This is a genomic window from Ktedonobacter robiniae (genome assembly GCF_016587375.1).
Taxonomy (GTDB): domain Bacteria; phylum Chloroflexota; class Ktedonobacteria; order Ktedonobacterales; family Ktedonobacteraceae; genus Ktedonobacter; species Ktedonobacter robiniae.
On the sequence record NZ_BNJG01000003.1, the window covers coordinates 1,573,529 to 1,597,933 of the forward strand.

At 54.4% G+C, this 24,405-nt stretch carries 21 protein-coding genes; 11 read left to right on the top strand and 10 right to left on the bottom strand.

From position 1 onward, the window contains the following. Position 1: 1 nt before the first annotated feature. Together JMJ04_RS39345 and JMJ04_RS39350 are read left to right on the top strand one after the other, a co-directional pair. Positions 2-1,498, top strand: coding sequence for a gamma-aminobutyraldehyde dehydrogenase (locus JMJ04_RS39345; RefSeq protein WP_201375818.1), 1,497 nt, complete (start codon positions 2-4; stop codon positions 1,496-1,498). Positions 1,499-1,629: 131 nt separating this feature from the next. After that, a complete protein-coding gene (locus tag JMJ04_RS39350) occupies positions 1,630-3,216 on the top strand; it encodes an APC family permease (RefSeq protein ID WP_201375819.1) in 1,587 nt (528 codons plus the stop codon). A 37-nt stretch (positions 3,217-3,253) separates the two neighbouring features. Here the strand turns inward: JMJ04_RS39350 and JMJ04_RS39355 are convergent, their stop codons facing one another. The 3 genes from JMJ04_RS39355 to JMJ04_RS39365 all read right to left on the bottom strand — a co-directional run bounded on the left by JMJ04_RS39355 (position 3,254) and on the right by JMJ04_RS39365 (position 6,086). Further along, complete coding sequence (locus JMJ04_RS39355; RefSeq protein WP_201375820.1) at positions 3,254-3,685, bottom strand: zinc ribbon domain-containing protein; 432 nt, start codon at positions 3,683-3,685, stop codon at positions 3,254-3,256. Positions 3,686-3,909: 224 nt separating this feature from the next. Further along, positions 3,910-5,568 carry an FAD-dependent oxidoreductase gene (locus JMJ04_RS39360; RefSeq protein WP_201375821.1) on the bottom strand — a complete coding sequence of 553 codons (1,659 nt, stop codon included), beginning with the start codon at positions 5,566-5,568 and terminating at the stop codon, positions 3,910-3,912. Positions 5,569-5,600: 32 nt separating this feature from the next. Beyond that, complete coding sequence (locus JMJ04_RS39365; RefSeq protein WP_201375822.1) at positions 5,601-6,086, bottom strand: allene oxide cyclase family protein; 486 nt, start codon at positions 6,084-6,086, stop codon at positions 5,601-5,603. A 751-nt stretch (positions 6,087-6,837) separates the two neighbouring features. On the opposite strand from JMJ04_RS39365, the gene JMJ04_RS39370 reads away from it, so the two are divergent. Further along, entirely contained in the window at positions 6,838-7,239 is a 402-nt protein-coding gene (locus JMJ04_RS39370) for a VOC family protein (protein ID WP_201375823.1), read from the top strand. A 62-nt stretch (positions 7,240-7,301) separates the two neighbouring features. On the opposite strand, the gene JMJ04_RS39375 is transcribed toward JMJ04_RS39370, so the two are convergent. The 4 genes from JMJ04_RS39375 to JMJ04_RS39390 all read right to left on the bottom strand — a co-directional run bounded on the left by JMJ04_RS39375 (position 7,302) and on the right by JMJ04_RS39390 (position 10,686). After that, on the bottom strand, positions 7,302-8,159 hold the full coding sequence (locus JMJ04_RS39375; protein WP_201375824.1) for an amidohydrolase family protein: 858 nt from the start codon (positions 8,157-8,159) through the stop codon (positions 7,302-7,304). Continuing rightward, on the bottom strand, positions 8,152-9,084 hold the full coding sequence (locus JMJ04_RS39380; protein ID WP_201375825.1) for an aldo/keto reductase: 933 nt from the start codon (positions 9,082-9,084) through the stop codon (positions 8,152-8,154). Before JMJ04_RS39380 ends, JMJ04_RS39375 begins: the two co-directional genes overlap by 8 nt. 65 nt (positions 9,085-9,149) lie before the next feature. Beyond that, entirely contained in the window at positions 9,150-9,926 is a 777-nt protein-coding gene (locus JMJ04_RS39385; RefSeq protein WP_201375826.1) for an SDR family NAD(P)-dependent oxidoreductase, read from the bottom strand. Further along, on the bottom strand, positions 9,907-10,686 hold the full coding sequence (locus tag JMJ04_RS39390; RefSeq protein ID WP_201375827.1) for a FadR/GntR family transcriptional regulator: 780 nt from the start codon (positions 10,684-10,686) through the stop codon (positions 9,907-9,909). Before JMJ04_RS39390 ends, JMJ04_RS39385 begins: the two co-directional genes overlap by 20 nt. Before the next feature lie 405 nt (positions 10,687-11,091). Between JMJ04_RS39390 and JMJ04_RS39395 the strand changes: the two genes are divergently transcribed. From JMJ04_RS39395 to JMJ04_RS39405, 3 genes are all read left to right on the top strand, one after another. After that, entirely contained in the window at positions 11,092-12,393 is a 1,302-nt protein-coding gene (locus JMJ04_RS39395; RefSeq protein WP_201375828.1) for an L-fuconate dehydratase, read from the top strand. A gap of 54 nt (positions 12,394-12,447) precedes the next feature. Next, positions 12,448-13,773: an alpha-L-fucosidase gene (locus JMJ04_RS39400; RefSeq protein ID WP_201375829.1), complete on the top strand. Its 1,326-nt coding sequence runs from the start codon at positions 12,448-12,450 to the stop codon at positions 13,771-13,773. A gap of 166 nt (positions 13,774-13,939) precedes the next feature. After that, positions 13,940-14,698: a hypothetical protein gene (locus tag JMJ04_RS39405; protein WP_201375830.1), complete on the top strand. Its 759-nt coding sequence runs from the start codon at positions 13,940-13,942 to the stop codon at positions 14,696-14,698. 82 nt (positions 14,699-14,780) lie between these two features. On the opposite strand, the gene JMJ04_RS39410 is transcribed toward JMJ04_RS39405, so the two are convergent. After that, complete coding sequence (locus tag JMJ04_RS39410) at positions 14,781-16,763, bottom strand: aldo/keto reductase (RefSeq protein ID WP_201375831.1); 1,983 nt, start codon at positions 16,761-16,763, stop codon at positions 14,781-14,783. A gap of 365 nt (positions 16,764-17,128) precedes the next feature. On the opposite strand from JMJ04_RS39410, the gene JMJ04_RS39415 reads away from it, so the two are divergent. Next, on the top strand, positions 17,129-18,403 hold the full coding sequence (locus JMJ04_RS39415) for a Bcr/CflA family multidrug efflux MFS transporter (protein WP_201375832.1): 1,275 nt from the start codon (positions 17,129-17,131) through the stop codon (positions 18,401-18,403). Positions 18,404-18,548: 145 nt separating this feature from the next. Further along, on the top strand, positions 18,549-19,241 hold the full coding sequence (locus JMJ04_RS39420) for a CTP synthase C-terminal region-related (seleno)protein (RefSeq protein WP_201375833.1): 693 nt from the start codon (positions 18,549-18,551) through the stop codon (positions 19,239-19,241). 80 nt (positions 19,242-19,321) lie between these two features. Here JMJ04_RS39420 and JMJ04_RS39425 read toward each other — a convergent pair whose 3' ends face one another. Together JMJ04_RS39425 and gnd are read right to left on the bottom strand one after the other, a co-directional pair. Next, positions 19,322-20,086: an HAD-IIA family hydrolase gene (locus JMJ04_RS39425; RefSeq protein ID WP_201375834.1), complete on the bottom strand. Its 765-nt coding sequence runs from the start codon at positions 20,084-20,086 to the stop codon at positions 19,322-19,324. A gap of 188 nt (positions 20,087-20,274) precedes the next feature. After that, the gene (gene gnd / locus JMJ04_RS39430; RefSeq protein WP_201375835.1) at positions 20,275-21,294 is read right to left on the bottom strand and encodes a phosphogluconate dehydrogenase (NAD(+)-dependent, decarboxylating); all 1,020 of its coding nucleotides are present in this window, start codon (positions 21,292-21,294) and stop codon (positions 20,275-20,277) included. A 240-nt stretch (positions 21,295-21,534) separates the two neighbouring features. On the opposite strand from gnd, the gene JMJ04_RS39435 reads away from it, so the two are divergent. The 3 genes from JMJ04_RS39435 (at position 21,535) to JMJ04_RS39445 (ending at position 24,345) form a co-directional block, all read left to right on the top strand. Continuing rightward, entirely contained in the window at positions 21,535-22,080 is a 546-nt protein-coding gene (locus tag JMJ04_RS39435) for an RNA polymerase sigma factor (protein ID WP_201375836.1), read from the top strand. Then, positions 22,077-23,690 carry a PQQ-like beta-propeller repeat protein gene (locus tag JMJ04_RS39440; protein WP_201375837.1) on the top strand — a complete coding sequence of 538 codons (1,614 nt, stop codon included), beginning with the start codon at positions 22,077-22,079 and terminating at the stop codon, positions 23,688-23,690. Before JMJ04_RS39435 ends, JMJ04_RS39440 begins: the two co-directional genes overlap by 4 nt. A 145-nt stretch (positions 23,691-23,835) precedes the next feature. Continuing rightward, on the top strand, positions 23,836-24,345 hold the full coding sequence (locus tag JMJ04_RS39445; protein ID WP_201375838.1) for a hypothetical protein: 510 nt from the start codon (positions 23,836-23,838) through the stop codon (positions 24,343-24,345). Positions 24,346-24,405 lie beyond the last annotated feature (60 nt).

A 24,405-nucleotide genomic window follows, 5' to 3' on the forward strand; every position in this document is an offset into this window, starting at 1 on the left:
TATGACTGAATACAAGATGCTGATCAATGGGCAGTTTGTCAAAAGCAGCACGGGCAAGGTAGTTGATGACCTCAATCCAGCCAGTGGTGAAGTCATCGCCCAGGTTCCTAAGAGTTCGCTTGAGGATATGCAGCATGCGGTTGCGGCTGCCCGTGAAGCGTTCAATGATGGTCGCTGGTCGAATCTGCCTCACGGTGCGCGTGCCGCTACGCTTGAGAAATTGGCCTCATTGGTGGAGGCTCATGCGGGAGAACTGGCCGGACTTGAGTCTCTTGACACTGGTAAGCCCATCAAGCTGGCGCGCGATAGTGATATTCCCTTTGCCATCGATAACTTGCGCTTCTTCGCGGGCGCGGCTCGCCACCTCGCGGGCGTTGCCGCCAGCGAATACTCGGGAGGACATACCAGCGTGATCCGGCGCGAGCCGGTAGGCGTCGTGGCCTCGGTGGCGCCCTGGAACTACCCCTTTATGATGCTAGCCTGGAAGATTGGACCCGCCCTGGCGGCTGGCAATAGTGTCGTCTTCAAACCCTCGCCGGAGACGCCCCTCACCGCCTTGAAGCTGGGTGAACTGGCTCTGGAGGCAGGCATCCCTGATGGTGTACTCAATATCATCACGGATGGTCCTGAGGTTGCTCCCAGCCTGGCGAGCCATCCAGGCGTCAATATGGTCTCGATCACAGGTAGCACGCGTAGCGGTAAATATGTCATGCGCGCCGCCGCCGAAACGGTCAAGCGTGTTCACCTGGAGCTGGGTGGCAAGGCCCCCTTTATCGTCTATGAGGACGCGGATATTGAGGCCAGCGCATATGGCGCAGTGGTCGGCGGCTATGTCAACTGCGGTCAGGATTGTACCGCCGCGACACGCATCTATGTCCACGAAAGCATCTATGACCGCTTTATGGAGTCCTTCTTGGGCAAGGTCAAGCAGATTCGTGTTGGTGATCCAGCCCAGGAGAGCACTGACATGGGATCGCTCATCTCTGCCAGGCAGCGCGATGCCGTTGAAGGCTATGTCGAGCGTGCTCTGCGTGCGGGCGCGAACATCCTGACTGGCGGGAAACGCGCCTCTATCCCTGGCTTTGAGAAGGGCTTCTTCTTCGAGCCAACCGTGATCGCGGAAGATCGGCAGGACGCCGAGATTGTACAGTCTGAAGTCTTTGGTCCCGTGGTGGTCGTGAGTCGCTTCTCGTCTGAGGAGGAGGTCTTGCGCAAGGCGAACGGGGTGGTGTATGGCCTGGCAGCCTCGGTCTGGACGAAAGACATCTACAAAGCCATGCGTGCCAGCAAGGCCCTGCAATTTGGCACCGTGTGGGTCAATGACCATCTCCCCCTGGCCTCCGAGATGCCGCATGGAGGATACAAGGAGAGCGGAATTGGCAAGGACATGTCGCTCTACTCCTTCGAGGAGTACACCCAGATCAAACACGTCATGATCGAACTCTCAGGCGAGGCACGCAAAGGCTGGCACTACACCATCTTCGGCGACCCCATCTAAAAGTGGTAAGGATATGGTGGTGGGCTGGCTCCGCTAGCCCACCACCATATCCTTACCACTAGTTCCGTACAAGTGTATGTCTGCATGAGAAAATGTCATATTTGCGCTGACCAAAAAAGGAGACCATTCGTATGGACACGAGTATCCGCGAAGTCACCACCGAGGCAACTCTACAGGAAAAGAAGAAGCTCCGTAAAGAACTTCGTCTTTTCGACCTGGTCTTTTACACCATCGCCGCCATTATCAATGTAGATACACTTGGCGCGGTCTCTTCCAATGGTGGCCAGGCCTTAACCTGGCTCTTGATCTCCGCAGTCACCTTCCTCATTCCCTATGGCCTGCTGACCGCTGAAATGGGCAGCACCTTCCCGCAAGAGGGAGGAGTCTATGAGTGGTGTAAACTGGCAGGTGGGCGCTTCTATGGTGCCATCGCATCAATTCTCTACTGGATATCTAATCCGCTGTGGGTTGGTGGCACCCTGGCAGTCACCTCTATCGCCGCTATTAAGACCTTCTGGTTCGGCAATCCCGATGTTCTCTGGGGTGGGAGTGCGTTGAGCGACGCGCTTCTGGAGATGGGTGTAGCCCTCGCCTTTATCTGGGGTACGACCTGGTGCGCCATCACCTCGTTGCACGTGGGCAAGTGGTTGGCGCTTCTTGGCTCCTACGCCAAACTGGCGCTCTTCGCCGTTTTTAGTATTCTGGCACTGGTCTTCTTCTTTGGCGATCATTCCTCAGGTGAGCATCTGGGGCTGGGCGATCTCGTACCTACGGGCAATTTAGGTGTGATCTTTAGTGTTATTCTTCCTGTGCTGATCTTTAACTGGGCTGGTTTTGAGACGCAGAACGGAGCAGGCGAGGAGATGCATAATCCTCAGCGAGACATTCCTCGTTCTATCATTCGTGCAGGCATCTGTGTGGCGCTGGCCTATGCCATTCCTATCGCCATCATTCTCTTTACCCTGCCAAAATCACAGCTCTCAAACGCGACAGGTTTCTTGAGTGCCTTTAAAGTGGTTTCTGGCGTGCTTCCTGCCCCGGTAGCTACTGGCCTGGGGCTCCTGGTGGCCCTGGCACTGGTTATCGGTCTGGCCTCCAGTGGTGGTACCTGGCTGATTGGTGCCGATCGCACGTACGCGATTGCCTCACTTGATCGCACTGCGCCTGTCTTCCTGGGACGCTTCAGCAGCAGGTTTGGCACGCCTATAGTTGTCAATACTATGTCGGGCATTGTTGCCACGATTGCCATGGCCGCCGCGATTGTTGTCAACTCATTCTCGAGCGATCCCAATATCGCGACGCTCTTTACCCTGGTGCTTGGTTTCTCCATCTCAACGGCGACGATGGCCTATCTCTTCGTCTTCCCAGCCTTCCTCATCTTGCGCTACAAGTATCCCCAGGTGAAGCGCGTGTACAAGGTTCCAGGAGGTATGGTCGGGGCATGGGTCGTTACAATCCTGACCTTCCTGTACGCGGGAGTTGCGACCTACTTCATCTTGATTCCCACCGACGATACCGTGGCAAACTACAAGGGGTTGACTCGTCTGACGTATGAGTTGACGCAGTTTACGCCGCTGGTGGTGATTCTGCTGCTCGCTATTGTCTTCTTTATATGGGGGCAGAGCGAGAAGCGTAACAAAGACGTAGTGGTTGAACTCAACTTGAACCCTGTCGAAGAGGCCTCGGCTGATGTTTTGAGCGAGCCATCTCAGGCCTAACATTTTGTTTGAGCATGAAAAAAACAGGGAGATGAGGCTAGCCTTGTCTCCCTGTTTTCCATTCCATCTGGGCCTGTTGCAGGTCGATCAGCTCCTGTTCCAGGCGCATAACCTCTTGCTGTAGGCGTTGTTTCTGCTGCTGTGGGCCCAGCAGGCGGAGATCCTCGAACCATTTGTAGCCAAGCCTGAGCAGGCCATGAGGCACAAACGCGGCGGTCTGATAGTATTGTGAGCGCGTATTAGACATGCCACTGGTTACGTGTTTCAGCTCAAGTTTGAGCTGCTTGATCTCAAGCTTGAGCGCGGCGATCTGGTCCTTGTAAGGATCTGCCACGTTCCCGCTACTGTGCCTTCCAGGGGCTTGAGGCGCGTAGGAAGCGATAGCATTAGGTTCCCTGAGTGACGCTCCACAGTTTTCGCAGAAGTGCGCGCCATCCTTCACCTTTTTACCGCAAGCATTACAGTACATACCCGTGTCCTCCTTGAAAAGTAGTATGCATATAAATAGTACGGGTGACCTCTGCTACTGGATGCGCTGCCCTTGCGAGCCAATGTGAAAATGACTGACACTTAACACAACTATGAGATCTCGAGAAAAAACACGGAAGCAATGCGCCGCACATACCTTGAATGTCCAATCAGAAGCCTTGTAGGGTCCAAGCTAGCCTGGACCCTACAAGTAGGGATGCTTATTTAGGGGAAGATGCCCTGTTTGTAATCGCTCAGGATCTCGTTGGCCGCTCGTGCACCCTCCTGAGCCCCTCCTTCCATGAAGCCCTGATAATTGATGGAGCAGTGTTCGCCGCCGAAGTGGATCTTGCCCTGGCGCGCCTTCTCGTATCCGCTAAAGAGGGTGTACTGGCCGACGCGCCAGCAGGAGTAGCTGCCGAGAAGATTGGGATCGCCGGTAGGATAGCTCAAGGTCGCCTTGCCGGTATAGTGAGGACTGATGCCGGGCCATACTGTCTCCAGTTGTGCCAGAAAGGTCTGAGCATAATCCTGAATCTTGGGGTCGCTGCTGGTAGAGTAGGGCGAGGCCGGGTTATACGCGGCGCCGATATTACCGCCCGTGTAATCAACAATGATGCCCGTCGCACCAGGTTGGGCACGCGTCACATCCCAGGTATTCTGGAAGCCTACGTCCGTATAGATATTGCCATTGCTGATCCCCGGCCAAGCCCCGGTACTGTTCCAGTAGCGCGTATCAAACTGCAACTGGAGCTTGGAGTTCGTGCCATAGCCAAGCTGGGTAATGGCCGTTTTCTTGAGGCTGTCAAAACCGGCCTGGCTGTAGTTTAGCGTACGTAGGACGCTGAACGGCAGGGTCAGGATCACGCGGTCGTAGATGGCCGTTTGAGTACCCGTGGGGGATGAGAGCGTCAACGTAATGCTGTCATTAGCGTTGGTCGTGATCGCTGCCATACGCGTGTTGAGCTTCACTGAACTGGTGGGAAGCGCGTTGGCTATAGCCGCTGGAAGTTGCTCATTTCCTCCTACAATGTGATAGCGCTCATTGGATTTGCCAAAGATGCTGAAATTACCCGGTGTGGCCTGGTAGCCGAGTAGATACACCAGGTTGAGAGAGCTTTGATCTCTGGTCTCGCGCCCATACTCGATGTTGTAGGCCGCATCCAGTAGCTGCCCCATATTGGAGGCGTGGCCGCCAGTCACATATTGCTCAATCCAGTCGTAGACACTGGTATTGTCGAGCTGTTGCCCAAAGGCGGTATAGCTATTGTAGAGCGTGGGAAAGGGCGCCTGCTGGATCTGTTCTTGCAAGACATTATGAACCTGCTGGAAGTCACTATCCGCCTGTGATTGGGGATAGTACTTGCCAAAGAAATAATAGGTATCTTCTGAACCATTAGGCTGAGCTGACAACAGGTCAGCCGTTTGTAGGTTAAAGCGTTGCGTGAGTTGCAGGATGGTCTTGTGTGAGCTATCGATTAGCTCAGCGCACCATTCGCTGGTCTGTCCATTTGCCCAGGTTGTGGTGTTGGAGCGCATGCGTCCACCGACGCGGGAAGAAGCTTCATATACAGTAGAGGCATAACCGGCATTCTGGAGCGTCAGAGCGGCGTTCAAGCCAGCGATGCCACCACCAATGATGGCGATGCGTGGCGAACCTACGATATGGGAGCCCGGGGTACTGGTCGCGTGCACCCTGGGAACGGCGAGGTCGGCGAGTGTCAGTCCCGCAACGACGGCGCCTGAGCCTTTGAGAAATTGGCGGCGGTTCAGGTCTGCTCGTCGCTGCTGACGTACCTCCTCGACGGAGACTCCTCTGTCTGAGGCCTCTGCATGTTCACTAACAAGCCTTTGTAGCGCACGCATAAGGGGAGTTCGAGCCATACATAGAATCCTTTCTGTAGTGGCCGTGACAATTAATCGAGGTTGAAAATAAAGTCGTACTCTGAACCCACGGGATTTCCACGTGCGTGCAACCGCATCTCGCCATGCACATTTTTGTAGATACCAGTCCCGCCAGTGATAGCGAGCATAGAGTCGGCGCCACTATCGTAATAAGGCCCCTCGACCGTGATTTGTCCTCCGGTGAGCAGGGTTGTCCAGGTGCATTCATAGGCTGTTCCCACGACTGTGCGTACGCAGTTACCATTATCACTACCGACTTTATGTTTATTGGCGGCATCAAAGACAGGATTAGCGAAGGGAAGCAGGTCGCCCACCGAGTCACCCTTAGGACCGACATCCACAACAGTATCCGTGATGGCATGTTCAACGACGTGTACAACTCTGTCATGCTCAACTCGTGCTGCCTGAACATCCGTGTGTAGTGATGTTAAGCTAACAGCGGCAATAACAAGAGCTAGAAGTGCGGCGATAGAAATGGGGATAAAAAACTTTCTCATGTTGCATCTCCTTGGACGATAATAGATAGGACGGCACTGTACCTATCTGGGATAAAAGCTCTTTACTTGAGCTCGTGAAGGGATGAGCCTGAGAACCGGGCGCGCGGTCATAGCGCGAGCAAGAGTGTAGAGACAGGGCCATACTCATCGGACTTTCCAGATAAACCTGCCTCTATAGAACAGTATAGAGAAGAAAATCGAAGAAAAACAGTGGCACAAGCGATAAATTCGTAATGGACTTTTTATCTAGGTGAGATAGCATTATCTGCAATAAGGATTGAAATCAGTCCTTTGTAGGGTCCATGCTTGCATGGACCCTACAAGATCGACATGCGTCCTTTTAGTCGCTGTCGCATCTCTCTAAACAAAGGGCAAGTTATTTTAGAGCGAAGGGATGTCGTTGCGTATGTTATTGAGGACGGAACAGGTCTGGGAGACCTTTCACGAGCCGTTGGCACGCTTTATTCGTCGACGTGTTGCCTGGAGTTAACATTCACAACTGCATAAAGACACCTGAACAGGTGAATCTGCTCGAGCAAAAGGAGCAAAATCCCAAAACAACAAAGTTACCGGTAAGAGGTGGAAATAAAAAAGAGCAAGGTTGGAGAAGTTTTGCGCCTTCTTCTCTGCTAGACTGTTCTTTGTCGAGCACAGACGTGCCTGCCACTTTCTACTCGGGAGAGGGGCATGATGCACGCTCATGGACTTCCGTTCTGACTCGACAGAGAAGAAAGTAAAAGAGGTAGAAAACATGATTAACGGAATAATCGCGACGGTAGTGTTCGTCCGAGACCTGGCCAGCTGTACGAAGTTTTATCGAGATACGTTCAAACTTCCGTATATGGGGAGTGATGCCAATTCTTCCACTTTCCTTCTGCAAGAACGGCACCTGATCCTGCTCTCGCTCTCAGGTGCCGCAGACCTGCTGGGCGCGGATCCCAATACGTTCAAGATTGATGGAGCTTCTCGCGTTGTTCTGGCTGCCAGTATTGAGGATGTCGACGCCGCATATGAGGTGCTCAAGGCAGAGGGAGTCACGTTCCTCAGACCCCCAACTGACCAGTCCTGGGGGTTGCGCACGGCGCACTTTGCCGATCCAGAAGGCAACCTCTGGGAGATCAATCAACCCATAGAAGCAAAGGTAGAGGGGTAGGCCAAGCCATTCTGTGGCTATCGCGCCAATTGCTCACATTGCATCCTATTTACCAGCTGGGTTCAAGCCTCCAGGCGATACCAGTGGCGGGCGTTGGCGCGCCAGAGCTTCTCGCGGGCCGTGGTCGAGAGCTCGCTGGTCAGGGCATCGAGGGTCTCGACCCAGCGCGTATAGGAGCTTGCTAGGAGCATGACTGGCCAGTCGCTGCCAAATAAGACGCGCTCTTCACCAAATGCGTTGAGGGCATCGTGTATGTAGGGTTTGATATCATCTGGTTTCCAGGTGCTGTGGTTGGCCTCGGTTACCACGCCGCTGATCTTGCAAGCCACGTTGTGATGTCGCGCAAGCTCGTTTAGTTGCTTACGCCATGGTTCGCGTTCTCCCCTGGCGATGGCGGGCTTCCCCAGGTGGTCGAGGATAAAGCGCACCTGGGGACAGTGCTCCACCAGCTGGATGACTTCTGGAAGCTGCTCATGACGAATGCAGAGGTCGAATGAGAAGTTATAGTCTGCCAGGAGTTGAACCCCTTCGAGAAAGTTCGGCGAGAGGCAGAAGCCGAGGGCTTCGCCCTGAACGTTGCGCCGCACACCCTTGATCAAGGGGCCAAGCGTGGTAAGGACCTGTAAGTGTTGTGTTGCTCCTGCTCCAAGTTCGAGAGGAGCAGCGGCTACAATTCCTTGCAGCCGCTTATCCTGTTGTGCCAGCTCTACTACCCAGGAGGCCTCGGCGAGTGCCTGGGCTGGCTCAACCCCTGTCTCGACGAAGACAAAGGCCTCTACCGCTTGTATACTGGTAGCCTGGGTAAATTCAGCGAGGCCATAGTCCTGGTCAAGCGTGGCATCCCCTGCCAGCCAGGAACGTTCAAGCTGGTCACGTTGCCAGAGGTGGACATGGGTGTCTATGAGGGCGAAATCAGGCATGGGTGACATCCTTTACCTTCAGCCAGAGTTCTTCTGGAATGGAATACTGGGCCAGGGCCAGCGTCTGTTCCAGGCGTTCGGGTTTAGAGATACCGACGATAGTGGAGGTAATGCGTGGGTCGCGCAGGGAGAACTGGAGTGCCAGCGCCGCCAGTGGTACTTCATATTCCTGGCAGAGCTTCTCCAGGGCGAATGCCTGTTTGAGCATGTCTTCTGACGCCTGCCCATACATATAGCGTGGGTAGGCTGAAGGCCCCTTGGCCAGGATACCTGAGCCATAGGGAGCGGCATTGACGGCGGCGACTCCATGTGTCTGGCAGACGTCCCAGAAGGGTGAGGCCTCTCGCTCCAGCAGGGTGTAGCGGTTGTGCGAGATCGCGACGCTGAAGAGGTCGGTCTCCACAAAGCTGGTCATCATGTCGATGGGGCCGCCCGCGATACCAATATGTTCTATTACCCCCTCGGCCTGAAGCTGGCGCATAACCTCGACGGGGCCGTCAGGGGCCATGGATTTTTCAAAGCCGATGTGTTCTGGATCATGTAGATAGCAGAGTTGTAGGCGCTCCAGGCCAAGCAGACGTAGGCTACGCTCCACGCTACGGCGTATCTGTGCTCCGCTGAAATCACCACTTGTCAGGTCACGATCAGACTTGGTGGCGAGCACAAAGCCAGCAGGCAAACCGCCAAGCTCGCGCAGGACGAGGCCAATGCGGCGCTCGCTCTCGCCATCACCATATGAGGCGGCGGTATCGACAAAGGGAATGGGGCCGGCAAAGATGGTGCGAATAGTGGTGAGGGCCTGTTCCTCACTTACGGAATAGTCGAAGGTTTCGGGCATATTACCCAGTTCGGCGCAGCCAATGCAGAGCGCGGGTACCTGTAAACCTGTTTTTCCCAGTGGACGTAGTGTAAGCGCGTTTCCCATGGTGCCTCCTATGAATGCGGCGTGCAAAACAATATTAGTCATTTGATTGCATAAATATATAATAACTACTTGGCAGTCCAGCCGCCATCAATGACCAGGGCACTTCCGGTGACGAAGGCCGCCTCCTCTGAGACCAGGTAGAGTGCGGCGGAGGCGATTTCGTCTGGGCGTCCCATGCGCCCAATTGGTTGACGCGCGTGGAGTGACTGGCGTACCTCATCCTCGCGTCCGGGGAAGTTGCGCTGGAGATAGCCTTCTACGAAGGGAGAATGGACAGTGCCGGGACAAATAGCGTTGCAACGAATGCCCTGTTGCACGAAATCAACGGCGATACTGCGGGTCAGAGAAAGCACCGCGCCCTTGCTTGCCGAGTAGGGAAGGCGCTGTTCAACGCCTATCTGGGCCGCGACCGAGGAGATATTAATAATCGTGCCGCCCTTTGGCTCCTGCTTGAGCATCTGGCGCACCGCCTCGCGTGCACAGCGGAAGACGCCCCCGGCGTTGACATTCATCACGCGCTCCCAGTCTTCGTCGCTAGTCTCTAGAATCGTACCCACATGACTGATGCCCGCGTTATTTACGGCGATATCGATACGACCATACTGCCTGACGATAGCCGCGAATGCTTCCTGTACCTGGGAAGTGTTGGCCACATCTAGCTCCTGTGGCTGAGCCTGCCCACCCTCGGCCTTAATCTCCGCTGCGACCCGCTCAGCAGCATCCAGGCGGAGATCAGCGATGATGACCTGCGCGCCCTGTTTGGCGAACAAGCGCGCAATAGCCTCGCCAATGCCAGAACCTGCCCCTGTAATAAAGGCGACTTTATTGTGTAGCGAAAACATCCTTGCCTCCTCTTAGTTCGTATGTTTGGTCATTCAGCAGGCGGCGCTTGACCTCCTGGCGATAGGCCTGATAGACAGAATCAATGTGCTGCTGCATGGCGTGAACTGCCTCTTCTCCCTGGCCGTTACGTAAGGCCTCAAAGACCGCTATATGCTGCTGTGCAGACTCGCGTAAAGAGCCAGGATAGCCGCCTACCGCCAGTTTGACGGCCCAGCGCTGTAAGCTAATAACATTCTTGATCGTTTCGATAAAGAAGGGATTATGTGTGGCCTGGGCTATGGCCTGGTGGAACTGGTTATCGCTGAGAATAAACGTATCGAGCTGCTCTCCTTCAGCGGCTCGCCAGTTCGCGGCGATCAGGCGCTCCAGTTCGCGGAGTTCAGCCAGGGTAATATGTGTAGCAGCCAGGCGTGTAGTAAGCATCTCTTGTTGGCCACGAAACTCGAAAAGCGCCTGTACCTGGTCTGGCTCGACAGCAAGTGAGAGATGCAGGGTACCAGGGGTCTGGCCCGCGACATACACACCAAAGCCCTTGCGTACCCCGACCAGGCCTGTGGCCGTGAGATATTTGACCGCCTCACGGACCACGCTACGACTCACACCGAAGCGCTCGCCCAGGGCCTGCTCCGTAGGTAGGCGCTCGCCAGGTTTGAGCCTGGAGGCCACAATAAAATCAATGATATGCTCCGCAACCTGTTGATATTGGGGGCGATAGGCTGTCTCCAGCCCTGGCCCTCCAGCATTCTCTTCCGCTAGCACGTCGCTGCTCCTCACCCGCTATAGCAAACAGCTATGTCAGTTCAGTCTCGATGCAATGTATGCTCCATACAGCCATTGCTAAGTCTGACTTATATTATTGGTAATGACAGATATATTGAAATAAGTATAACATACGTGGCGAGATTTGCTAAGTGGATAATGAACACCCTCTGTACCATTTTGCGCACTTGACAGCCCAGAATGAGCATGGTATACCCTTTTATGTGCCCTGAAAAAGGAGCATAAGGCCGTGAGATACAAAAACCAGGGTTTTATCCTGGCCTGGCTCTAGTAAGCAAGTACACTTTGTGTGTAGAAACTAGTAGAAATATATCATACTTATTTTTGGCTTCTTGTCTGTAACATGCTATCTGTTAGATTTCGCGTTTATAAGGAGTGTGCGCTTTGGCAGTAAAAATCACAGCTATTCAGGTTCACGATGTGCGTTTTCCCACTTCGCGGAGCCTGGATGGCTCAGATGCAATGAACAAAAATCCCGACTACTCGGCTGCGTATGTCGTGTTGCGCACCGATGAACCCACCGGCCTGGAGGGCCATGGGATGACCTTCACCATTGGCCGAGGTACCGAGGTCGTGGTGGGCGCGATCCAGGCCCTTGCTTACCTGGTAGAAGGGCATGCACTGGAAGAGTTCACTGCCGATATGGGGGCCTTCTGGCGCTCTATTACCGGTGACAGCCAGTTGCGTTGGATCGGGCCAGAGAAGGGGGTTATTCACCTGGCGACCGCCGCGCTGGTCAATGCGGTCTGGGATCTGTGGGCCAAGGTCGAGGGAAAACCGCTCTGGAAGCTGGTCGCGGATATGACGCCCGAAGAACTGGTACGCTGCATTGATTTTCGCTATATTACCGATCTTTTAACTCCTGAAGAGGCGCTTGAATTGTTGCAGCACCAGGCCCCAGGGAAGGCCGAACGCGAGGCCGAGTTGCTGCGTAAGGGTTATCCCGCTTACACTACCTCGGCAGGCTGGTCGGGATATAGTGATGAGCATATGCGAAATCTATGCCGCACCGCTCTGGCAGAGGGCTGGACGCGCTTTAAACTCAAGGTTGGCGTAAGTCCCGAGGACGATGCACGGCGTGCGCGCATCATGCGCGAAGAGATTGGCCCGCAGAACCTCCTGATGATGGACGCGAACCAGGTCTGGGAGGTAGACGAAGCTATAGAGCATATGCGGGACCTGGCACAATTTCAGCCCTGGTGGATCGAGGAGCCAACCAGCCCGGACGATATTCTAGGGCATGCCAGGATCGCCCAGGCGCTCGCACCCATCCATGTCGCGACAGGCGAGCATGTACAGAATCGCATCGTCTTCAAGCAACTGCTACAGGCTGGCGCGATTGGCGTCTGCCAGATTGATGCCTGTCGGCTCGGTGGGGTCAATGAAGTGCTGGCTGTGCTCCTGATGGCAGCCAAATGCGGGGTCGCGGTTTGTCCACACGCGGGCGGCGTAGGGTTGTGTGAATATGTGCAGCACCTCGCCATGCTTGATTATATCGCTATCAGTGGCACCATAGAGCAGCGAATGCTGGAATATGCCGCGCACCTGCATGAGCACTTTTTGCACCCGGTTCGCCTGCAAGGTGGACACTATCTTGCCCCTACTGAGCCAGGCTATAGCATCGAGATGCGCCCAGAGTCATTACAAGAGTACTGTTATCCATCTGGTCCTGCCTGGGCCAGGTAACGGTCGAGAGCAACGTGTACGTATAGAACTTCAACAATAAGGTGGAGGGAATCGATGACTACCATAGATGCGAGTACCAATCAGGCAGTCGTACCAGAGCGCGCACGCTGGTTTACGCATGATCGCTTTGGCCTCTTTATTCACTGGGGAATCTACTCGGCGATTGCACGCTATGGGCGTGGGGGACTGGCTGAATGGTCTAAGAGCATGGACCAGATCAGCGAGGAGGAATACCAGACCTATTTCGAGACCTTCGATCCTGATCTTTACAATCCTTCCACGTGGGCAAAGATCGCGAAGGCGGCGGGCATGAAGTACGCGGTCATCACGACCAAGCATCACGATGGCTTCTGCCTGTGGGATACACAACTGACGGATTATAAGGCTACCAACACACCAGCAGGTCGTGATTTAATCCGCGAGTGGGTAGAGGCTTTTCGTGCTGAGGGCCTGCGCGTGGGTTTCTATTATTCGCTTATCGACTGGCACCATCCTCACTTTCCCCTGGACGGTTTTCACCCTAGGCGCGAAGACCAGGCTGTGAGGACGGAATCAAGGGATATAAGTATCTATCTGGAGTATCTCAGAGGCCAGGTGCGCGAGTTGTTGACGAACTATGGCCCAATTGATGTTATGTGGTTTGACTTCTCCTATCCCGAGAGTGATTGGGGTTGGGCTAAAGGCAAGGGGCGCGATGACTGGCAATCTGATCAACTGCTGGAACTGGTGCGCCAGCTAAGGCCTGATATCCTGCTGAACAATCGCCTCGACCTGCCCGCGGCGGCTGATTTTGTCACCCCTGAACAGGTGCAACCGCGAGGCTGGATCGAGGTCGATGGGCGCCGCGTTACCTGGGAAGCCTGCCAGACGATCACCAGTAGCTGGGGCTATGACCGCGACAATCTGGACTGGAAGTCGCCTGATTTGCTTGCACGCCTGCTTATCGACGCCGTTTCCAAGGGCGGCAATATGCTCTTGAACACCGGCCCCACGGCTCGCGGCGAGATTGATCCACGCTCACAGGTGATTCTAGGAGAACTGGGAGCATGGATGAAGCGCCATGGACCAGCGATCTATGGCGCCAGCGCCAGCTCGTTTGCCGCACCTCCCGATTGTCGCCTGACCCAACGTGGCGACCGCCTGTATGTGCATCTCTTCTCCTGGCCCATGACCCACCTCTTTTTAGAAGGGCTGGCAGGCAAAGTCCGCTTCGCTCGCTTCCTGCACGATGGATCGCGCATCCGTTTTCACGATGGAACACTCGCCGGTAGTCATACCACCCCTTCGGGCGTCACGCCCGATGTGTTGACGCTCGAGCTTCCCAGCCAGCGTCCCGATGTGCTCATCCCAGTGATTGAGCTATATCTGCGCGAAGAATAAAAAAAACTTCAAAAAAAAGCATAGAGAATCGGCACACGCCGATTCTCTATGCTTTTTTTGAAGTTTTTGAAAAATTGTGTTATTTTTTCTTTCTTTTTCGTTTCTACAAGTGTTGAAATGCACATACCGATTCTGGTTGTGGGGAAATGTTGGAAGGGAATATTTCATGAGAATTACAGATCTTATCGCGACCCTTGCGGGGGTCATATCTATTGTCTCGGCCGCCGCTGGCGTCACACAGTTTCTGGTAAACAATAGCCGGAATAAGGGCTTGCAGCAGCGTAAAAGCCTGATCATGCACTGTGTACTCACGGCTATGCTGACAGTCGCCTTTGTGATGAGTGGGGTCGCGGTCTATGCCTTATTTCTGCACCCTCAGGTGACGGTGAACAACCAGGCAGCTATCGCACTTCCAGGCTTGCCAGGACATACTCCTTCGCCTGTAGTAACTGTGATCCAGGAAAATAAGTTCGCCGAAACCTCCATGGTTACAGTGACGCCTACTACATCGTCAATGGTGGGGAGTGATGATATACCCAAAACCTACAGCTTTAACCGCTCGCTGACCTGCCTCACCTCTTGCCAGGCGCAATTGGCTTTGACGCTAATAAAGGTCGTTGTGGATCCGGCTCAACAGAATACTACCTGGTATTTTACAGTGGCCAATAATGGGGCCACCGCCTGTAGTAGTATGTATGCGAGCATGATTATTCAGGGCGGAGCGGGTCAGAAGTTGTCAGGAGGTCCTCCAGGAACATTGACGCAGCATGGCTTCTCACTCGATGCTGGTCAGACGCAGGAACGAGACACAACGGTGTCCCTGATGCCAAAGTCTGGTACACCCTATCTGCTCAAAATCTTGCCCTCCTGTGAGCCAGTCGCAACGAACGCAACCTACCTGGTTGAAACACTGACCTTTAACTGATGTTACTCAGTAATAGAGTCTAGAGCATGAAGCGGGCATTGTGGCTAATTGCCACAATGCCCGCTTCATGCTCTAGACTCTATTATGCCTCAAGGTTGAGCCAGCGAACCTCCTCAGGTGTGAGGGTAATGTTCACGGCCTCGAACGAGGTGCGTGTCTCCGAGAGGGCACGTGGCCCGATCAGGGGGAAGGTTGGGAAGGGCTGGTTCAGCACGTAGGCCAGGGCCAGGGTGATTGGCTGAATGCCGCGCTCACGGGCCATCTGGTTGACGCGCTCCAGACGTTGGAAGTTATCCTCGCTATACCAGCAGCGGACGAGTTCAGGATCGGAGTGATCCTCCGGTTTTGCGCGCCCGGTGAAGAAGCCGCGAGCCTGGCTGGACCAGGGCATCAGGGCCATATTGTGCTCCGTGAGCCAGGCACGAGAACTTGCATCCGAGGCCGAGATGCAGCCTGCCCACACGGGATCGATCATGCGCGCAAGGCTGAAGTTATTGCTGAGGGCGGAAAAGCCGGTCAGTCCATGTTCCGCGGCCCACTGGTTGGCCTCTTGCAGGCGCTCAATGGACCAGTTGGATGCGCCAAAGACACGTATACGTCCGGCCTTCTTCTGCTCGTTGAGGACAGTGATAAATTCGCCTACAGGAATCTCTGGATTGTCGCGATGCATCATATAGATGTCGATGTAGTCTGTGCGCAGGCGCCCCAGGCTGATATCAAGCTGCTTGACGATCCATTCAGGCGTGCAGTATGGCGTGTGTGCGCCCTTGCCGAGGATAACCACCTGCTCGCGAATGCCGCGATTGGCGATCCACTGTCCCAGCAACTTCTCGCAGGCGCCGCCGCCATAAATGAAGGCGGTATCGAAGCAATTGCCGCCGCGTTCGAAGTAGTCGTCCAGCATAACTGAGGCATGCGGCCACTCGGTCTGGTTGTCCACACCCATGACCAGGCGGGAGACGGGCTTCTCCACGCCGGGCAGACTCCCATACTTCATGCTAGCATCCGAGCGGACACGCAGGGGACGCTGGCTTACCGTCAGGGTCTTCCCCTCAGGTTTCTCCGCCTCATAGACGACACCGATGGCCTTGCGCCAGCGGTCAAGCGTCTGAATATTACCAAGCGTGTCCTCCCAGCTCATGGCAGGCGCTTGCAACTGCTCCAGGTAGGCGGCAACGGTATCGGCTTCGTTGCCATACAAGTCTACCTCGCTCTCAACATCGATTCTCTCGCTCTGCCCATTTTTCTCTACGAGCAGGTATGCCTGGCCGCGCTCGGGAAGCCATGGCGACTGGATGGTGATGGATCCCTTGCTGCCAAAGATGCGTACGTTGTTGTCTCCATTTACCTGGATGCCGGTGAAGAGCTGTGCCAGCACGCCACCCGGGAAGCTGAGTGAGGCCACGGTATATTCATCAACGCCTGTGGATCCAACCTGGCCCACGGCGCTCACCTGTGTGGGTTCGACGAAGTCTTTGCCATTGGCGATGCCCGCGACCATGCGTGCCATCGAGACGCAGTAGCAACCAACGTCGAGGATGCCGCCGCCTCCCAGCGCATTGTTGTAGAGTCGGCTCTCGGGATTAAAGCCCGCATTAAAGCTAAAGGTGGCCTGTATCACGCGAATGTCGCCGATCGTTCCCTCCTGTAACAGTTCGCGCAGCTTCTGTGTTTGTGGGTGGCAGCGATACATAAAGGCCTCCATCAGGAAGACCTGGTGGCGCTGGGCCGCCTCCACAATAGCCATCGCCTCGGCATGGTTAAGCGCGATGGGCTTCTCACATAAGATATGTTTCCCGGCTTCCGCGGCGCGGATGGCCCATTGCGCATGCTGAGGATGCGGCGTGGCTATGTAGACCGCCTGAACCTGCTCGTCGGCCAGCAGCTCCTCATAGCTGCTGTAGCAGCGCCCTACGCTCCATTGCGCGCCAAAGGCATCGGCTGCTTCCTGACTACGACTGCCAACGGCGACCAGTGTTCCCGTCTCTGAATTGGCCAGACCTTTGGCGAAGACGCCAGCGATCCTGCCAGTACCCAAAATACCCCAGGCTAGTTTGCTACTCAAAATAGGTTCCTCCTTATTTACTCCTGTCTATACTATAGTCTACAATCTCAGGCTGCTTTCTGCCAGGGCTGGATACACCTTCCTGTCTTGAGTTGACCTTTTGCGCCTACAATACTCAGGAGGGAATAGATGAGCGTATGCCAGCGCCATACGCTCATCTATTCCCTCCTGAGGCGTGCTTGCGAGTGGGGAAAGGGGATGATAGACTTCATTTATTAACTTCAATAGGTTAGCCGGCGCTGCTAAAGCACGCGTCTACATATGAGGCATGATATGTAGACGCGTGCTTTAGCAGCGCCGAGCCGCCCTCTCAAATATATGCATTTCTCATTGATAATTCCCAGGTTGGAGGTAGGATGTCCGATATGGATACACGGTTTTCCTCTGCGCGTGGAGAGGAGGGTGGAAAGCAGGAGATATCTAAAGCACTGCAGAAGGATAAAGAACTACCATATGTGCCCAGTGGGGCGCTGGTCGTCATTATTTTAGGGGCCTTGAGCGCGTTTGGACCGCTCTCAATGGATATGTATTTGCCCTCGCTACCGGCCCTGGCACATGACTTTAGTGCCAGTACCTCCCAGGTACAGATTACCCTGAGTACCTGCCTGCTGGGACTGGCGTCTGGTCAACTTATCGCTGGTCCTCTTAGTGACGCGGCTGGACGTCGACGCCCGCTCCTTATTGGTGTTGCGCTGTACGCGGTCGCCTCTCTCCTGTGCGTTGTCGCCCCCTCGGTATTTACGCTGGCAGTGCTGCGCTTTGTGCAGGGGCTTGCGGGCGCGGCTGGCATTGTTATCTCACGTGCTGTGGTGCGTGACCTGTATTCAGGAGTGGCGGCGGCGCGTTTCTTCTCGCTGCTCATGCTGGTGAATGGCCTGGCACCTATTCTTGCCCCAATCATTGGTAGTCAGTTGTTGCGCTTTACCTCCTGGCGGGGCGTGTTTGTGACCCTGGCGATTATTGGCGTGGTCCTCTTCTTGCTCTCCGCCTTTGGTCTCAAGGAGACGCATTCCGTGGAGCGGCGCCAGACGGGTGGGCTTGCGGCAACACTCTCCGCCTTCCGCGTTTTGTGCTCTGATCGTCTCTTTATCGGTTATGCCCTGGCGGGTGGTCTCTCCTTCGCCGCCATGTTTGCCTATATCTCTGGCTCATCCTTTGTCTTGCAGGATATCTATGGGGTCTCGCCCCAACTCTTTGGGGTGCTCTTTGGTATCAATGCCCTGGGCATCGTCGTAGCCGGGCAGATCAATGGCAGACTCGTAGGTCGCGTCTCGGCGCGAGGGTTGCTTACATGCGGCCTGAGTTCGGTGGCCTTTGGCGGCCTCGCTCTGTTGCTCGTGGCCGTGAGTGGTGTAGGACTGGTTGGCATCCTCCCAGCGTTCTTTATCATCGTAGCCAGCCAGGGCCTGGTTATGCCCAACTCGGCTGCGCTGGGCCTGGCCGATCATCCACGTATCGCGGGTAGCGCCTCGGCCTTGCTGGGGATGTTGCAATACGCGATTGGGGCTCTGGTTGCGCCGCTGGTGGGCCTGGGCGGCGGCAAGACGGCTTTGCCCATGTCCCTGGTTATTGCCTTCTGTGGTGTGGCCTCGCTCAGCGTCTTTCTCCTGCTCTGCCGCACCCGCCAGCACCTCGCCTGAGCCAAGTAGTCGCGTACGCTAGAAGCGGGCCGGGTCTTTTAGTATACCAGGGATAGCACACGAATACATCGTTCTTCTGGGCGGTGTCTTCTTTTTTTGAGTGGTGTATGATCTGCGCCAGTGAAAAAGAAAGGACGCGAAAAAGATGATTCGTATTGGATTGGTTGGTGAGTATAAGCCCGAGGTGCAGGCACATATCGCCATTCCCCAGGCGTTGGCCCTGGCGGCTAATGACCTTGGTTGTCAATATGAGGCGGAGTGGCTGGAGACATCTCTATTTGAGCAGGATGTCGAAGAGAAGCTGGTAGGCTATCAGGCTTTATGGTTTATTCCCAATACTCCCTATGTAAGTATGGATGGAGCTTTGAAGGCTCTACAATATGCGCGCGAGAGGCTGATTCCTACGCTGGGGACCTGTGGTGGCTGCCAGCATATGCTTATTGAGTATGCGCGCAATGTGCTAGGCATCCGTGAGGCGGACCATGCAGAGGAGCATCCCGATGCCGCCGTGCTCCTGATTACGCCGCTAGCTTGCTCTAACACAGGAGTTATTACTACCTGCCATCTCTCTCCTGGCTCGCATGTGGCGAGCATCTATGGAGTAAGCGAGGCCACTGAACAGTATGGTACCTGTAACTACGGACCAAATGCGCAATTCTGGCCGGAGCTTGAGCGGGGCGGTATGCATATCAGCGGTAGAGACCAGCAGGGCGAGGCCCGCATCATTGAGCTTGAGCGGCATCCCTTTTATATCGGTACTCTCTTCCAACCGGAGCGCTCAGCTTTTAAGCAGGTTGTCCACCCTCTCATTCGCGCCTTCCTCCAGGCCGCTAACTAGTTGGTTGTACCTCAGCCACAGATATATTTCTACATAGCGAAGGTTTTGTGACACCAAAGACGCCACAAAACCTTCACTTATTATATTTCTATGTCGGCGACGGAGTCGCGAATCCAGGTGGGGCGGTAGGGGAAGCGCTCGACCTGCTCGCGGGAAGTGACTCCGGTGAGGACCAAAATGGTACGCAGGCCACTCTCAATGCCTGAGATCATATCTGTATCCATGCGGTCGCCAATCATGACAGTCTCCTCGGAATGGGCGTTGAGCTTGCGCAGAGCGGTGCGCATCATCAGTGGGTTGGGTTTACCGATGTAGTAGGGCTTGATGCCAGTAGCGGCGCTGATGAGGGCCGCCACGGCGCCGGTAGCGGGGACGGTCCCGCCCTCACCTGGTCCCATGGGATCGGGATTGGTCGCGATAAAGCGTGCGCCATTCATGATGAAGCGGATGGCCTGGGTGATGCGCTGGAAGCTATAGGTCGTGGTCTCGCCAATCACGACATACTCGGGGTCCTGGTCGGTGATGATATAGTCGATATCGTGCAGGGCCGTCGTCAGGCCGGACTCGCCGATGACATAGGCGCGTCCGCTGGGGCGCTGAGAGTGCAGGAACTGTGCCGTGGCGAGCGCGGATGTGAAGATAGACTCTTTGGGCACATCCAGGCCGATATAGGCCAGGCGTACCTGGAGGTCGCGAGGAGTATATTGTGAGTTATTGGTTAGAATCAGAAAGGGAATTTCCTGGTCACGCAGGCGCTTCACAAACTCTGCTGCGCCGGGAACAATCGTGGAGCCACGCACGAGCACCCCATCCATATCTGATAGATAATTCTTGACGCCTTCCATGTGCTTTCTGCCTTTCGCGCGGGCCAGGGATTAATGTATGAGATTAAGATAAGGACCGTGTATGCCTGGCTCCGCCTCTGTTCTCTTTCTTACATGCTACTATATCTATGCACACCACCCTTACCACATAAAGGATTGTGGTGCGGTCAACTGACCGCACCACAATCCTTTATGTCAAATGGAGAGCGTTATTTGGATTCCTTCTCGTGGTGACCACCAAACTCGAAGCGCATGGCGGAGAGGATCTTGTTGCCATAATCGCCCTCACCGCGCGAGCTGAAGCGCGAGAAGAGCGCGGCGCTGAGAACGTGCGCGGGCATGCCTTCATCGATAGCGGCCTGCACCGTCCAGCGGCCCTCACCCGAGTCGGAGACGCGTCCCTGGAATTGTGAGAGGTTGGGATCTTTGAGCAGGGCATGCGCCGTCAGATCCAGCAGCCAGGAGCCAACCACGCTACCACGTCGCCAGAGCTCAGCGACTTCCGGAACGTCGATGTCGTACTGGTAGAAGCGAGGGTCTATAGGAGCGGTCTCGGCATCGATCTCGTGTGTATTCTTGCCGATGTTAGCCTTCTCCAGAATACCGAAACCCTCGGCGTATGCGGCCATGATGCCATATTCGATACCGTTATGGACCATCTTGACAAAGTGACCGGCGCCATGGGGACCACAGTGGAGATAGCCCTCCTCAGCGGTGCCACCCTTCTGACCGCGTTCCGGTGTAGGTGGCGTGGACTCTTTGCCAGGTGCCAGAGCCTTAAATATGGGATCAAGGTAGGCAACTGTTTCGTCCTCGCCGCCAATCATCTGGCAGTAGCCACGCTCGAGGCCCCAGACGCCGCCGCTGGTACCGCTATCCACATAATGGATGCCATGCTTCTCAAGCATATCGGCTCTGCGAATATCATCGCGATAGTAGGAGTTGCCGCCATCAACGATGATATCACCTTTATCTAGCAAGGGGACGAGTGTCTCCAGTGTAGCGTCGACTGAGGCCGCGGGTACCATAATCCAGATGACGCGCCTTGGCTGAAGCTTGCCCACCAGGTCTTGTAGCGAAGTTGCACCATCGCTGATTGAACCATCCTGAATACGAGCCTGGACTGTTTCCTGGCGTCTGGCATAGCCGACACACTTATGTCCAGCCCTCAAGAGGCGCTTAGCCATATTGGCTCCCATGCGCCCAATTCCAATCATTCCGATCTCCATCGAGATCTCCTTTCAACTGCACGGATTTATGTGTTTGTATGCAGGTTGCAAAGACATTATATCTCTTTATAACTCTTTGCTCTACACGCAATAGCCATTTTTCCCGTTTCATGCTGGGAAAAATGTGCATGCTAAAGTCAAGCTCAGACTACCTTTATAACCTGAGTAACAGAATCTGTTATGTTTTCTAGTCCCATGCGATTATTATAGGCGAGATCTCAAATAGCATAAGGATGTCCTATGAAGCAATTATCGATCACGTCTGCGCAGGTAACGGATGCCGCCCTATATCAACGCTATGCCCCGGTCATTTTCGCCTATCTTCTACGGCAGGTCCCTTCGCGTGAGGACGCGGAGGACCTGCTGGTCGATATATTTCTGGCAACCATGGAGAAAAGCGCATTGGCAAGTATGGATGAGCAGCGTGTCGCCGCCTGGATCTGGACGGTTGCACGCAACAAGGTTGTCGATTATCGCCGTCGTAGCAAGTATCGCGCGAGCATTGAGCTCGCGAAGGTCGAAGATGTGCTCTACGAGAGCGAGGAGCAGGCGCCCGAGCGTATGGCCCTCAAACATGAGGAACGGCAGACGTTACACACTCTCTTGCAAGAATTACCGGAGCTCCAACGTCAAATCGTCCATTTGCGGTTCGGACATGACCTCACCTGTGGTCAAATCGCGACCGTGATTGATAAAAGCGAGGCGGCGGTGCGCATGACGCTGCACCGCACGCTCAAGCTTCTACGCACGCTCTATACCCGTAACGAGAAAGGAGGCACCCTGTGAGTCACGAAGACACATCCTTTATTCCCGAGCACCTGGATCAACAAATCGAGCATCCAGCCGCGTCACTTGCGCCCATCGATCAACACCTGGTACAGGCGTTACGTCAGGAGCACCAGGCAGATGCCCATGCCAATGCCCAATCCTTGCAGCGTGCCTGGGAGCGTCTGGAGAGTATCAAACGCGAGCGCGCTTCACAAGATTATGTTAAAACCGCTTCTCAGCCTTTCTCTCTCCAAGAGATACAACAAAGGAAGCGTAAATTGAAAAAAAAAGATGTAGAGATCTCATCACGGAGCAGCATCAAGCGTACCTTGAGCTTGCTCGTCGCGGTCATAGTTGTCGCAGTCATTGTAGGTAGTGCGGCCTTTGTCTTTAACATGGCTGGCAAAAAGAATGTCGCCCAGACATCCAGTAATACCGCTGGCCAGGTACAGGCAACTGCGACGCCAGTAGTAGACTCTTCGGGCATCTATATTACCTATCTGGCCGATTGGTCTACAACTGCCATCAGTAAACTGGATTCTCATACTCATGCGTCCTTGTGGAGCTATAAGAGCCCTGGCTCTACAGTGAATCCCGCTGTATATGGAAACACCGTGTACGCCAGCGCTATGAACGATGCAACTAATCAACCGCAGCTTATTGCCCTGGATGCCATAACGGGTAAGGTTCGCTGGAGCACCAATCTCAAGCCGGTTCTGGTCAAATTTCAAAAAGAGAGCAGCCCGGCCAACCTGGGTTATCTCACAACTCCCGTGATTGTTGATGGCCAGGTCTATGTATTCAATCGTGCTGGAACAGTCTTCGCGTTCGATGCTAATACAGGCAAGCAGTTGTGGACATATGCGAGTGGGGCCAGTGCGCTTGTCGATGGAACCATTTATGATAGTAGCGCGCCAGTCGTCAGCAAGGGTGTGCTCTATGGAGCGCTGGAGAGGACCTATTTCGCGGTCGATGCTAAAACCGGCAAGCGGATCTGGACCTCTACCATCAATGCGCAAGAGCAGGTGCTTAATGGTGTGCAGGTCACCGATGACACGGTCTATGCCTCTTCTGCGGCCGTAAGCCAGCACCATGGAGGAATGTCGCTGCAAAGCTATGTCTATGCTTTCAATGCGAAGGATGGACAGCAACGCTGGAAGTTCCCCACCCAGAACTGGATCAATGTCGCGCCAGTCGTCGCTGATGGGCATATCTACTTCTTTGAGCGTAATCCCTTTGCCCCGCACTCCACGCTCCACGCGCTAGACGCCCAGGGGCATGAAGTCTGGCACAATGATTATGATACTGATCTTTATGCGCCCATTGCTGGGGGTGGCTATGTCAGCTTCAGCCAGGGAACATATGATCATACCAACGGTAAGATCCTCTCATACTCGTTGTATATACTGGATGGCGCGACCGGGAAGACGAGCTGGGAAAAAGATGTAGTGGCCGATCCCTCAAGTATTAACGAGGGCGTGCTCTACACCCAGGGGGCAAATCGCCAGCTCATCGCCTATGATCTGAAAGACGCCAAGGAACTCTGGCACGGCCAGTACGGCGTTGATCTCGTCGACAAGACGGGGAGCCACAGCGCCTCGGTCCAACTCATAACCGTTATTCCCTAACCTGTCATCACACTCAGGCTTAAGCAAGCATACCCGTCTGGCTTCATACCAGGCGGGCATGCTTGCTTGATTTTTGACCGGAGAAACGTATGTATTAATAAGCAGAACTATTTTTAGGGCGAATAGTAAAGGAAGCGTATATGTTATGTCGGAGCAACAGCCAGGGGAAATACCTACAAAAAATAATAGCGGCTCTACTATAAATGCTCGCGCAGTTCTAGATGCTGTACAAGCAGGACAGATAGAGCAGGCATGGAAGGCTATACGTCCCCAAAAGCGGCGATTTCACGATAATAATATCCTGGTGCTCTTGCCTGAAGGTTTTATTGATTACAACCCTTTGAATAACGATGTTATACGCAGGGTTGTTGTCATTAACTATTCAGAGGTCGAGAGAATGACGGTAACCTTTTCACCACCATTAGGTAATGATTTGCTGTCACTTTTAGGGCTGTTCATGATCAGAAAGATTAACTTGAATACAGAAAACGATATACCGCAACGTTCTGGTAGTTTTGAGTTCACTATTTATCTGAAAAAGGGTATACGTGAGGAATGGTGTCCGCGCCAGCTATTTGGTGAGCCATATGATATTGTCAGGCGCATCACGGATGATTACCAAAGATATCGCCGACTCTATGGTTTAGACGACTAAAACTTTGACGAGATGTCCCCCTCGAGATGTTGCCTGAAGGGAGACATCTCGTGAGAGATA